This window comes from Bordetella genomosp. 7 (genome assembly GCF_002261265.1).
Taxonomy (GTDB): Bacteria; Pseudomonadota; Gammaproteobacteria; order Burkholderiales; family Burkholderiaceae_B; genus Bordetella_A.
Genome location: NZ_NEVK01000008.1, coordinates 550,250 through 561,999, shown reverse-complemented (window position 1 = coordinate 561,999; position 11,750 = coordinate 550,250). Strand labels below are relative to the sequence as shown.

General features: G+C 61.7%; 10 protein-coding genes. 9 read left to right on the top strand and 1 reads right to left on the bottom strand.

Features of this window, described 5'->3' with window-relative positions; all coding sequences use genetic code 11:
* The first annotated feature begins 73 nt into the window (after positions 1–73).
* The 3 genes from CAL19_RS18555 to CAL19_RS18545 all read left to right on the top strand — a co-directional run bounded on the left by CAL19_RS18555 (position 74) and on the right by CAL19_RS18545 (position 3,125).
* Positions 74–1,069, top strand: coding sequence for a Bug family tripartite tricarboxylate transporter substrate binding protein (locus CAL19_RS18555; protein ID WP_094797616.1), 996 nt, complete (start codon positions 74–76; stop codon positions 1,067–1,069).
* A gap of 95 nt (positions 1,070–1,164) precedes the next feature.
* Positions 1,165–1,602, top strand: a complete 438-nt coding sequence (locus CAL19_RS18550; RefSeq protein ID WP_026640538.1) for a tripartite tricarboxylate transporter TctB family protein — start codon at positions 1,165–1,167, stop codon at positions 1,600–1,602.
* Positions 1,599–3,125, top strand: a complete 1,527-nt coding sequence (locus CAL19_RS18545; RefSeq protein WP_026640537.1) for a tripartite tricarboxylate transporter permease — start codon at positions 1,599–1,601, stop codon at positions 3,123–3,125. The genes CAL19_RS18550 and CAL19_RS18545 overlap by 4 nt, the downstream gene beginning before the upstream one ends.
* Before the next feature lie 42 nt (positions 3,126–3,167).
* Here CAL19_RS18545 and CAL19_RS18540 read toward each other — a convergent pair whose 3' ends face one another.
* Positions 3,168–4,334 carry a pyridoxal phosphate-dependent aminotransferase gene (locus CAL19_RS18540; protein ID WP_094797615.1) on the bottom strand — a complete coding sequence of 389 codons (1,167 nt, stop codon included), beginning with the start codon at positions 4,332–4,334 and terminating at the stop codon, positions 3,168–3,170.
* 258 nt (positions 4,335–4,592) lie between these two features.
* On the opposite strand from CAL19_RS18540, the gene CAL19_RS18535 reads away from it, so the two are divergent.
* From CAL19_RS18535 to CAL19_RS18510, 6 genes are all read left to right on the top strand, one after another.
* Complete coding sequence (locus tag CAL19_RS18535; protein ID WP_026640535.1) at positions 4,593–4,799, top strand: cold-shock protein; 207 nt, start codon at positions 4,593–4,595, stop codon at positions 4,797–4,799.
* A 1,449-nt stretch (positions 4,800–6,248) separates the two neighbouring features.
* Complete coding sequence (gene mnmG / locus CAL19_RS18530) at positions 6,249–8,168, top strand: tRNA uridine-5-carboxymethylaminomethyl(34) synthesis enzyme MnmG (RefSeq protein ID WP_094797614.1); 1,920 nt, start codon at positions 6,249–6,251, stop codon at positions 8,166–8,168.
* Positions 8,165–8,842, top strand: a complete 678-nt coding sequence (gene rsmG / locus CAL19_RS18525; RefSeq protein ID WP_094797613.1) for a 16S rRNA (guanine(527)-N(7))-methyltransferase RsmG — start codon at positions 8,165–8,167, stop codon at positions 8,840–8,842. Before mnmG ends, rsmG begins: the two co-directional genes overlap by 4 nt.
* Positions 8,839–9,639 carry a ParA family protein gene (locus tag CAL19_RS18520; protein ID WP_026640532.1) on the top strand — a complete coding sequence of 267 codons (801 nt, stop codon included), beginning with the start codon at positions 8,839–8,841 and terminating at the stop codon, positions 9,637–9,639. Before rsmG ends, CAL19_RS18520 begins: the two co-directional genes overlap by 4 nt.
* Positions 9,640–9,814: 175 nt before the next feature.
* Positions 9,815–10,726 carry a ParB/RepB/Spo0J family partition protein gene (locus tag CAL19_RS18515; protein ID WP_026640531.1) on the top strand — a complete coding sequence of 304 codons (912 nt, stop codon included), beginning with the start codon at positions 9,815–9,817 and terminating at the stop codon, positions 10,724–10,726.
* Positions 10,719–11,723 (top strand): asparaginase, encoded by a 1,005-nt coding sequence (locus CAL19_RS18510; protein WP_026640530.1) that lies wholly within the window; start codon positions 10,719–10,721, stop codon positions 11,721–11,723. Before CAL19_RS18515 ends, CAL19_RS18510 begins: the two co-directional genes overlap by 8 nt.
* The last annotated feature ends 27 nt before the right edge of the window (positions 11,724–11,750 follow it).

Here is an 11,750-nt window from a genome sequence, read left to right as displayed (position 1 = left end):
TTCCGTGGCCCGGGCCGCTCTTCAGTGCCCGGCTGCTGTGATTACTTTTAAAAAGCGATTCACGGAGACCGTAATGCAATCCTTCCTGAAAACCCGCGTGATAGCGGTTGTGGGCGCTTGTGCGCTACTGGCGGGCATGACCGCTCAGGGCGCCGAAGAACCGCGCCGGCCCGAATGCATCGCGCCCGCCCAGCCGGGTGGCGGATTCGACCTGACCTGCCGGCTCGCGACCGAGGGCCTGAAGCAGAGCGGCGCCCTGAAAGAGCCGATGCGCATCATCTACATGCCCGGCGGCATCGGCGCCGTGGCGTACAACAACATTGTGGCCCAGCACCCCGACCAACCGGGCACTATCGTGGCGTTCTCCGGCGGATCACTGTTGAATCTGGCCCAGGGCAAGTTCGGCAAGTACAACGTGAACGATGTGCGCTGGCTCGCAGGCATAGGCACCGACTATGGTGTTGCCGTGGTGCGCAATGATTCACCGTATACCGACCTCAAGAGCCTCATGGAGGCGTTCAAGAAAGACCCCACCAAGATCGTCCTGGGCGCAGGCGGAACGGTGGGCAGCCAGGACTGGATGAAAGCCGCGCTTACCGCCAAGGCGGCTGGCGTTGATTTCCGCAAAATGCGCTTTGTGGCGTTCGAAGGCGGCGGCGAAGCCGTGACGGCCCTGCGCGGTGGCCACATCCAGGCCTACATGGGAGACGCCGCCGAAGCCTTCACCATGCTGGAAGGCGGCGCCCCCATACGCGTGCTGGCGGTGTTCAACAGCGAGCGCCTGCCCGGCAAGCTGGGCGTGGTGCCCACCGCCAAGGAACAGGGCTACGACATCGAATGGCCCATCATCCGCGGGTTCTACGTAGGCCCGAAAGTTTCGGACGAAGCCTACCAATTCTGGGTCAACGCCTTCAACAAGACGATGGCCTCGCCCGAATACGCCAAATTGCGCGAGCAGCAGGGCTTGTTCCCGTTCGACAAAACGGGCGCGGAGCTCGATGCGTATGTCAAAGAGCGCGTACAGGCCTACCGCGAACTGGCCGACAGTTTCGGCCTGATCAAGAAGTAAGCCGCAGGCGGCGACCGCCGCCATCCTCCGTGCCGCGGCGCGAGTAGCGTGTAGTCCGGATGCGCGCGCGGCACTCCGATTCTTGGATATTGATCATGAACGATCGAACCCTGGGCATTGCCGCCCTGGTCCTGGCCGCCCTCATGACGTGGGCCGGCTGGGACATCGAAGCGCCGTTTGCGTACGAGCCCGTGGGGCCGCGCGCCTTTCCCATGCTGATTGCGCTGATCATCGGCCTGTGCGGCCTGCGCCTGGCCATCAAGGGCGGCAATCCGGTCGAAGCCAACTCCGCAGGCGCAAATTCGCGGATTGCCCTGATGGTGCTGGTTGCCGGCGGCTACGCTTTCCTGTTCCAGTGGTTGGGCTTTGTGCTTGCCACCACGCTGATGACGATGTTCGTGGGCCGTCTATTTGGCGGCACCTGGCTCAAGTGCGCCGTTGGCGGCCTGATCATGGGCGTGTTCTTCTTTGTACTGTTTGATCAGGTGCTGGATGTGGTGTTGCCAGCCGGCCTGCTGGGGGATCTGCTATGAGCGGCATCATCGACCATCTGTCTATCGGCTTTGGCGTCGCGTTCTCGCTGACCAACCTGCTGGTGGCGGCCATAGGCTCATTCATCGGCACCATGGTGGGCGTATTGCCAGGCCTGGGCCCCATCAACGGCGTGGCCATGCTGATACCGATCGCCTTCGCCATGAACCTGCCCCCCGAAACCGCGCTGATCCTGCTTGCGGCGGTATATGTGGGAGCGGAGTACGGCGGGCGCATTACGTCCATCCTGCTTAACGTGCCCGGTGAAGCCAGCGCCATCATGACGACACTGGACGGCTATCCGTTGGCCCGGCAGGGGTTGGCCAACGTGGCGCTTTCCCTGTCGGCAGCGTCGGCTTTCGTCGGCGCTCTTGTGTCGGTGACAGGCATCGTTCTGCTTGCGCCGCTGCTGGCCCGGTGGGCGCTGGCGTTCGGGCCCGCGGAATACTTTGTGCTGATGGTGTTCGCGTTCTGCTGCCTGACCAGCCTGCTGGGCAAGCAGCCGGTCAAGGGCGTGCTGGCAGCCATGATAGGCCTCGGTATTTCCGTGATCGGCGTGGACTCGAATTCCGGCGTCTATCGCTATACGTTCGAATCGGTACACCTGGCCGACGGCGTCGATTTCGTTGTGGTGGTTATTGCGCTGTTTGCCATGGCGGAAATGCTGGAAATGCTGGAAAAGGTGGTTGCAGGTCACAGCGTCGAGGTCAAGCCCAGCGGCCGCAAGCTGTTCAACCTGAAGGAACTCGCCTTTACCGCGGGCAGCATCGGACGCAGCTCGCTGGTCGGATTCGGCGTCGGGGTATTGCCTGGCGCGGGCGCCAGCGTGGCCGCCGCCGTGGCGTATTCCCAAGAGAAACGCATCATCGAAGGCAAGGACCCCGATGCCAAGTTCGGCAAAGGCGACATGCGCGGGCTGGTCGCGCCCGAGTCGGCGGCCACCGCGTCGGCGATCGGGTCGTTCGTTCCCATGCTGACCCTGGGCGTGCCCGGATCGGGCACCACGGCGGTGATGATGGGCGCGCTCACGCTCTACAACATTACGCCCGGCCCCGTGCTGTTCGACACCAAGCCAGAACTGGTTTGGGGGCTTATCGCGTCATTGTTCATCGCCAACGTGCTGTTGTTCCTGATGAACGTGCCTATGGTGCGTGTGTTTTCGAAGGTGCTGTCGGTACCGGGCTGGCTGATGGTGCCGGGCATCCTGAGCATCAGCTACATCGGCGTATACGCGATCAATGCCGGTACGTTCGACTTGCTGATGGTGGTGGGCGTCGGCGCCATCGGGTACTTGCTGCGCAAGTTCGGCGTGCCCATGGCGCCCCTGGTGCTTGGCGTGGTGCTGGGCGACATGATGGAACAGAGCTTGCGTCGCGCCCTTTCGATTACCAACGGTGAACTGTCGGTGCTGTACAGCAGCCCCGTATCAGTCGGCCTGTGGATTGCCGCCGCAGCAGTGGTTGTTGTGCCGCAGATACTGCGTCGCAGGCGACAGCATCGCCAGCCGCGCAACGCGGCAGCCTGACCACTGCTTTAATGGGGCCAGATCATTGATCTGGCCCCTTTTTTATACGGCCGCCAGTCGCTCGATAGCGTCATCCAGCGTGGCATCCTTTTTGGCGAAGCAAAAACGCACCAACTGATGGTTCGACTGCGGCGCATCGGGGTGCTGATAGAACGCGGAAACCGGAATAACGGTGACACCGTGGCGTACCGTCAGGTCCTGCGCGAAGTCGGATTCCGATTGCCGGGAAATCGCGCTGTAGTCGGCCAGCAGAAAGAACGTTCCCGCGCTTGGCAGCGGCTTGAACCGCGTACCGGCAAGGCCGGCGGCCAGCCGGTCGCGCTTGGCCTGGTAGAACGCGGACAGTTCCGTATACGGTTTGGGGTCGCGCATGTACTCGGCCAACGCGAACTGCATGGGCGATGAAACCGTAAACACCATGAATTGGTGCACTTTGCGCAGTTCGGCGCTCAGGTGGCGAGGCGCGCAGCAGTACCCGATTTTCCAGCCTGTCGTGTGGTAGGTCTTGCCGAACGACGAAATCACGAAGGCGTGTTCGGCCAGCAGGGGGCGCCGGGCCAGGCTGGCGTGCGGCCGTCCGTCGAACACGATATGTTCGTATACCTCGTCGGACAGCAACAGCACACCCGTTTCGCTGACGATGGTTTCCAGCACATCCAGATCGCTGTCGTCCAGTACTGCGCCCGTGGGGTTGTGGGGGAAGTTGAGTATCAGCAGCCGCGTGCGTGAAGTAATGGCGTCGCGTACCCGTTGCCAGTCGATGCGGTAATGAGGGTCGTCTTGCGTGGGGGCGCGCAAGGGTACAGGCACCGCCGTGCCCCCGGCCAGGCGTATGCCGGGCAGATAGCAGTCGAAGCAGGGCTCGATGACCACGACTTCGTCGCCGCTGTTTACAGAGGCCAGTATGGTGGCCATCAGGGCTTCGGTTGCGCCGCTGGTGACGGTGATTTCGGTTTCGGGGTCGTAGGCGTGCCCGTACAGGGTATTGATTTTGTCGGCAATGCTTTGACGCAGCGGTGCGACGCCAGGCATATAGGGGTACTGATTATGGCCGGCGCGCATTGCTTCGGTGACGAGCGAGCAAAGGCGAGGGTCGGGATCAAAATCGGGAAACCCTTGCCCCAGGTTGATAGCGTCGTGCTCAGTGGCCAGGCGGCTCATGACGGTAAAAATAGTCGTGCCGACATCTGGCAGCTTCGATCGGATCATGGTGTTGTACAGCGGCGAGGTCGTGAATTGAAAACACGTAAGTATCCCACTATTGACGCCTGGCTCCGGCACACGTGACAGGGATATTTACGCGATCCGGCTTGGGGAAAAAGCCACATAGGGGTAAACAACTATTTGTCTTGTCCAAGACCCGTGAGTATGCTGGCTTTCGCAGTTGATTCAAGTGTTGCACAGGCCTTTACAGCGTTGGCGTCCTTGATTCACTTGCATTCGTTTTTACTACCAGGACGCTAGACAATGGTTCAGAAGGGCAAGGTCAAATGGTTTAACGCCGACAAGGGCTTCGGTTTCATTACCCCGGACGCCGGCGGCACCGACGTGTTTGCACATTTCTCCGCGATTCAGGGGCGTGGTTATCGCAGCCTGAACGAAGGTCAGGAAGTCGAGTTCGAAGTCAAGGAAGGGCCCAAAGGGCCTCAGGCGGCCGATATCCGTCCGCTCTGAATCGGTATAGTCCGTTCTTCTGCCAGGGCCCCCCTGGCTGCCGCGCCCCGAAGCTGCACAGCTTGCGGGGCGTTGTTATTTCTGGCTCGGCCGTTGTCGCCTTCGCCCAGCCAACCGCTGTGAGTAAGCTTGGGGATAACACTGTGGAGAAGCGGCCGGGTGGTGGAAGGCGGCCGGGATAAGGCCGTAATAGGCTCGTGTACCGAAATAGTTTTGCACAGTGGAACATGCCGGCGCACCGAAGCTGCAGAACGTCCGGCACCTTACCGTCCACACGGAGGGTGGCGAGGTGCTGTTTCAAAAACTGCCATGATTTCCGGCACTTATCGTCGTTCGTGCGGCTAATGCCGCGGATCCGGGATAACGCAGCGCGGGCGTGCCGTGCTGTTTTCTTATTGCACCGCCGCATGGGGCGGGCAGTTGTTCACAAAGATATCCCCAGATTTGCGCCCTTGCATGCCTGCGCCTGCTCCGTGACGCAGAAGTGACACGTTTGTGTGGATAGTTGCGTCTGGGCTCGTCGAGCCTTAACCGCGGCGTGATGTGTTCCACGTGAAACATGACTTCTGGGGTGCCGCCCCGTACGGGCTAAACGCTAGGTAACTTTCAAGCGAACTCGGAACGCACTGCGCCTAAAGACGGCGTGTCTTGGATATTGGGCTTTCGGATATTTAACACCGGGGTCATCGCCCTGGCGCCTAGGATGCACCCATCAAGGCTCAAGTCGTTCAACCTCAGTTATTGCCCCGATCGTTGAGTTCGGCATGGTGCTTCCAACGCGTAGTGCCTCGGGTGTTAACCGCAATAAGGGGGACATCAGCCACATGACGTGCCTAAGTACCTATAGGTGAGATATGGCTTGGCGGGACGCGATAGGTCGGCCTTGCGTTGCCCATTCTTGTTTGATGATCCAAGCCGGCACGCTGGTTCGATTATCAAAGGTTCCCAGTGCGAAGGAAATCCGGCCGACTATTTGGCGTGAATCAACTATGGGTCCGGCACGTAGCCCTTAGGCATACGGCCCGTAAGTCATGCAACGAAATGGTGGGATGTTCCACGTGAAACAATCTCAATAGGCGCCCGGTACGTGGCACCAGGTGGGCAGACCTCCGGCAGTCGGCTGTTCAGCTGCGAGTATCCACAACGCCACGCGGATAGCGTCCAGCGCGATTGTCTCGGGTCGTCGTCTCGATTCAATTGGCCCTAGGCAGCCGAAGCTCATGTAAGTATGCGGTCTACGGATATGCCAACGACCCGCCCGCGAAACACCATCTTGGCGGTCAGAAGAGCGAGCATATAGGCGCAAGGACAAAGTGCCGATGTTCCACGTGAAACACTGGGGCCACAATCGGCTTCATCCGATTGCAATTCCTCCTAGGTTTCACGTGAAACACCAACTCTGCGCACTCTATAATGGAGCCTAATTAGCTCTTTGTTTTGCTCTGCACTATGGATTATCCGCGCGAATTTGACGTGATTGTCGTTGGGGGCGGCCACGCCGGTACCGAAGCCGCGCTCGCCGCCGCGCGCATCGGCGCGAAAACCCTCCTTCTGACTCACAACATCGAGACCTTGGGTCAGATGTCTTGCAATCCGTCCATAGGCGGTATCGGTAAGGGGCATCTAGTCAAAGAAGTCGACGCATTGGGCGGGGCCATGGCCATTGCCACCGACGAGGCCGGCATTCAGTTCCGGATTCTGAATGGCTCCAAGGGTCCTGCAGTGCGCGCCACGCGGGCTCAAGCGGACCGGGTGCTCTACCGCAAGGCAATTCGCGGCCGGCTGGAAAACCAGCCGAATCTCTGGATATTCCAGCAAGCCGTCGACGACCTGCTCGTGGACGGAGACCGGGTGACAGGCGCCGTCACCCAGATCGGGCTGAAGTTCCGTGCCCGTACGGTTGTGCTTACGGCAGGAACGTTCCTCAATGGCTTGATCCATGTCGGCCTGCAGAACTATTCGGGCGGGCGTGCCGGGGATCCTCCGGCGGTTTCTCTGGCGCAACGTCTGAAGGAATTGAAACTTCCGCAAGGGCGGCTGAAGACGGGCACGCCGCCACGCATCGACGGCCGCTCTATCAACTACAGCGTGCTGGAAGAACAGGCGGGCGACCTTAATCCCGTGCCGGTTTTTTCTTTCATGGGAAACACCGGCATGCATCCGCGTCAGGTGTCGTGCTGGGTAACCCACACCAATGCGCGTACGCACGACATCATCCGGAAAGGGTTGGATCGGTCGCCCATGTACAGCGGCGTCATTGAAGGTGTAGGCCCCCGGTACTGCCCGTCTATCGAAGACAAGATCCATCGCTTCGCGGACAAGGAATCGCACCAGGTATTCCTGGAACCCGAAGGCCTGGATACGCACGAGGTGTATCCCAACGGCGTGTCCACCAGCCTGCCGTTCGATGTGCAATGGGATCTGATCCATTCGCTGCCCGGCCTGGAAAACGCACATATCTTGCGCCCAGGTTACGCGATCGAGTACGACTACTTTGATCCGCGTGGCTTGAAATCTACGCTGGAAACCAAAGCCATCGGCGGCCTGTATTTCGCCGGCCAGATCAACGGCACCACAGGGTACGAAGAGGCGGCCGCGCAAGGCTTGTTGGCGGGCGCCAACGCAGCCTTATGTGCACTGGAGCGCGAGGCCTGGACGCCGCGGCGGGACGAAGCCTACCTGGGCGTGTTGGTAGACGACCTGGTTACGCGCGGCGTCACTGAACCGTATCGCATGTTCACCTCTCGGGCCGAATATCGCCTCAGCCTGCGCGAAGACAACGCCGACTTGCGGCTCACCGAAACCGGACGCAAGCTGGGCTTGGTCGACGACGCACGTTGGGATGCCTTCTGCCGCAAACGCGATGCGGTGTCTGCAGAAGTGCAACGTCTGAAATCCACGTGGGTGAACCCGCGCACCCTGCCCGCAGAAGTAGCCGAGCCACTGCTCGGCAAACCAATTGAACGTGAGTACTCACTAGCAGATTTGCTCAAGCGACCCGCGGTGTCCTATGCCACGTTGATGCAGACGCGCAACCCCGACGGCACGCTGTTGGCCGGCCCGGGGCTGCTGGACGACGACATACTGGCCGAGCAGGTAGAAATACAGGTGAAGTATGCGGGCTACATCGCGCGCCAGCAGGACGAAGTGCAAAAGCATCTTGCACATGAACAGCAGCCCATTCCCGCCGATCTGGATTACGACGCTGTGAGCAGCCTGTCGTTCGAAGTGCGGCAAAAGCTCAAGACGCATCGCCCGGAAACCATCGGCCAGGCCGCCCGCGTGTCCGGCGTCACTCCGGCGGCCATATCGCTGCTGCTCATCCACCTGAAGCGCCTGCACTACGGCTCGCGCAAGCAAGTCGCATGAGCGCCGCAACCGGCGTCGACCTGTCGCAGCAACTGCACGAAGCCGCGGCGGAACTGGGCGTGTCCATAGACACGCCCCAGGCAGAAAAACTATTGGGCTATCTGGTGCAAATGCAGCGTTGGAATCGCACCTACAACCTGACCGCCATCCGTGATCCCGCGCAGATGCTGGTGCAACATCTGTTTGACAGCCTCAGTGTGATTGCGCCGCTGGGTCGCGTCATTGCCGCGCACACGCCGGCCCGCGTCTATGACGTCGGCTCGGGAGGCGGTCTGCCCGGCGTGGTGCTCGCCATCATGCGTGCGCCTTGGCAGGTTACCTGTGTCGACGCCGTCGAAAAGAAAACGGCTTTTGTGCGCCAGGTATCGGGCGTGCTCGCGCTGCCCAACCTGCACGCCGTGCATGCGCGGGTGGAGCAGTTGCAACCTGCGCAGTGCGACCTGGTGATCTCGCGCGCGTTCGCTTCGCTCAAGGATTTCGCGTCGCTGGCAGGCCGCCATGTGCGCAACGATGGTACGCTCGTCGCCATGAAAGGGAAGGTCCCGCAAGACGAGATTGAAGCCTTGCATCAGCAAGGCGATTGGCGCGTAGAAGACATCCAGGCGCTGCAGGTGCCCCGGCTGGATGCGCAACGTTGCCTGATCTGGATGCGTCGCAGTCAAGGAACTCTATGAACACCACTTCGTCAGGTCCTCGCAGTGCCCGCGTATTCTGCATTGCCAACCAGAAAGGCGGGGTAGGCAAGACCACTACTGCCATCAACTTGGCCGCAGGGCTGGCCAAGCACGGCAAGCGCGTACTGCTGGTAGACCTGGACCCCCAGGGCAACGCCACCATGGGAAGCGGCATCGACAAAAGCTCGCTCGAATCCAATCTTTACCAGGTGCTGATAGGCGAGTCTTCCATCGAGCAGGCGCGGGTGTCGTCCGAAGCCGGTGGATACGACGTGCTGCCCGCCAACCGCGAACTGGCCGGCGCCGAAATCGACCTGGTAAACATGGATGAACGAGAGCGGCAACTAAGGGCCGCCATCGATGCAGTAGCCACGCATTACGATTTCATTCTTATCGATTGTCCGCCCACCTTGTCGCTGCTGACGCTCAATGGACTGGCTGCAGCGCATGGCGTCATTATCCCCATGCAGTGCGAGTACTTCGCGCTCGAAGGGCTGTCCGACCTGGTAAACACCATCAAGCGCGTTCACCGCAACATCAACGGTGAACTGCGCCTGATCGGTTTGCTGCGTGTCATGTTCGATCCGCGCATGACGCTGCAGCAGCAAGTGTCGGCGCAGCTCGAATCGCACTTCGGCGACAAGGTGTTCTCGACAGTCATTCCGCGCAACGTCAGGCTCGCCGAGGCGCCCAGCTACGGACTGCCGGGCGTCGTGTACGACGAGAACTCACGAGGCGCGCAGGCATACATCGCTTTTGGCGCCGAGATGGTAAAGCGCGTCGAAAGCATGGACTGACGCGACGCCATGGCTGCCCTGTCGCCATGCTGGGGTTATCCACACGTCCACGGCGGCGTTGGCCGGCGTATCGTTCCAGCTGGCGCAAGAGGGGTGTAGCCGTGGTCGGCACCTTATCGCGCGGCCTGCAGGCCGCCAACACCAATATCGAAAGTAGTAGAAAGGATTAATCGACATGGCCACCAAGAAACCCAAGGGCCTGGGCCGCGGGCTGGATGCGCTGCTAGGTGCAGACGGGCCTGCCATCGAAACCTTCGGCAAGACTCCGGCAAAGTCGGAAGGCCCGCCGTCTACCCTGCCGGTTTCGAAAATGCGCGCCGGCAAGTACCAGCCCCGCACGCGCATGGACGAGGGCGCGTTGAATGAATTGGCCGAGTCCATTCGAGCCCAGGGCATCATGCAGCCCATTCTTGTGCGCGCGCTTGGCGACGACCCCGGTCGCTACGAAATCATCGCCGGAGAGCGGCGCTTTCGCGCCGCCCAGCTCGCGGGCCTGAAAGAAGTGCCTGTGCTGGTGCGTGACGTGGCCGACGAAAACGCCGCGGTCATGGCCCTGATCGAAAACATCCAGCGCGAAGATCTGAACCCCCTCGAAGAAGCCCAGGGCGTGCGCCGGCTGCTGGACGAGTTCGGCCTTACGCACGAGCAGGCGGCCCAGGCCATCGGACGATCGCGTTCGGCTACCAGCAACCTGCTGCGCCTGCTGAACCTGGCCGCTCCGGTACAGACCATGTTGCTGGCCGGCGACATCGACATGGGCCACGCGCGTGCGTTGCTGGCGGTGGACGCCGCCACGCAGATCCAGCTTGCCAACCAGATCATCGCCAAGCGGCTCTCGGTGCGTGAAGCTGAAAAACTGGTTGCAAAGACGGCCAAGGACGCGGAAACGCCGCTGCGCAAAAAGGCAAGCGGCGCCTCGCGCGACGTCGCACGCCTGGAAGAGGCGCTTTCCGATCAGTTGGGTACGCGCGTGGCCCTGAAAGTGGGCGCGCGCGAAAAAGGCCAGATCGTCATCGATTTCCATGGCTGGGAGCATTTAAACGCCCTGCTTGAACGGCAGGGGCTGTCCGGGGTGCTGGATGCCTGAGCCGAGGTTGCCTGCCATCGCGGTTTTGGCAACGGGCGGCACGATCGCCGGCGTCCAGTCCGAGCAGGCTTCGGCGGCCTATCGCGCCGGCGCGCTCGACGTCAGCGAACTGCTGGCGGCCGTGCCGGGCCTGGGCCAACTGGCGCATATACGGGCCGAGCAAGTCGCCAGCGTCGGCAGCCAGAACATGTCCTATGACGTCTGGTCGCGCCTGGCGCGCCGCGTCCAGGCGCTGTGCCAGGATCCCGCCGTGGACGGCATCGTGATCACCCACGGCACCGATACGCTGGAAGAAACCGCGTACTTTCTCAGCCTGGTCATCCGCCACGACAAACCCGTCGTGCTGGTAGGAGCCATGCGCCCGGCCACCGCGCCCGGCGCAGACGGCCCGGCCAATCTGTTCTATGCCGCGGCGCTGGCGGCCTGCCCACAGGCACGCGGGCGCGGCGCGCTGGTCGTCATGAACGAAGACATCCACTACGCACGCGAAGTGCAAAAAATATCCTGCGCCGGTGTCAACGCTTTTGCATCGCCGAACCGGGGCAGGGCCGGCGTCATGCGCGGTTCGCAGGCGTTTTTTTACTCCGGCAACACGACCGTGCATTCAGTGGCCAGCGAATTCTCGCTCGAAACGCTGGAAACCGGGGGGTGGCCCAGGGTGGAAGTGGTGCATGCCGGGGTCGACCTGGGCGGCGACGTGATCGAGTTCCTGGCAGGCCGCTGCCAAGGCATCGTGCTGGCGGGCGTGGGCGACGGCAACGCCACGGATGCCGCGATGCAGGCCTTGCAGCGCGCCGCCGCGTCGGGCGTCGCGGTAGTGCGTGCCAGCCGCACGGGCAGCGGTCGCGTGGGCCGAAACGGCGAAGTCGACGATGACGCTGCCGGGTTCATCGCCGCGGGCGAACTCAGCCCCCAAAAAGCGCGCGTCCTGCTGACGCTGGGGCTGTCGCAGACCCGCGATGTGGGCAAACTCCAGGCTTATTTCGATCGCTATTAGCGGTTCACACACAAATGGGCGCCGCAC

Coding starts and splice junctions, on each gene's coding strand:
- CAL19_RS18545 (WP_026640537.1), top strand. CDS start 1,599: ATGAGCGGCATCATCGACCATCTGTCTATCGGCTTTGGCGTCGCGTTC.
- CAL19_RS18555 (WP_094797616.1), top strand. CDS start 74: ATGCAATCCTTCCTGAAAACCCGCGTGATAGCGGTTGTGGGCGCTTGT.
- rsmG (WP_094797613.1), top strand. CDS start 8,165: ATGAGCGCCGCAACCGGCGTCGACCTGTCGCAGCAACTGCACGAAGCC.
- CAL19_RS18535 (WP_026640535.1), top strand. CDS start 4,593: ATGGTTCAGAAGGGCAAGGTCAAATGGTTTAACGCCGACAAGGGCTTC.
- mnmG (WP_094797614.1), top strand. CDS start 6,249: ATGGATTATCCGCGCGAATTTGACGTGATTGTCGTTGGGGGCGGCCAC.
- CAL19_RS18510 (WP_026640530.1), top strand. CDS start 10,719: ATGCCTGAGCCGAGGTTGCCTGCCATCGCGGTTTTGGCAACGGGCGGC.
- CAL19_RS18515 (WP_026640531.1), top strand. CDS start 9,815: ATGGCCACCAAGAAACCCAAGGGCCTGGGCCGCGGGCTGGATGCGCTG.
- CAL19_RS18520 (WP_026640532.1), top strand. CDS start 8,839: ATGAACACCACTTCGTCAGGTCCTCGCAGTGCCCGCGTATTCTGCATT.
- CAL19_RS18540 (WP_094797615.1), bottom strand. CDS start 4,334: ATGATCCGATCGAAGCTGCCAGATGTCGGCACGACTATTTTTACCGTC.
- CAL19_RS18550 (WP_026640538.1), top strand. CDS start 1,165: ATGAACGATCGAACCCTGGGCATTGCCGCCCTGGTCCTGGCCGCCCTC.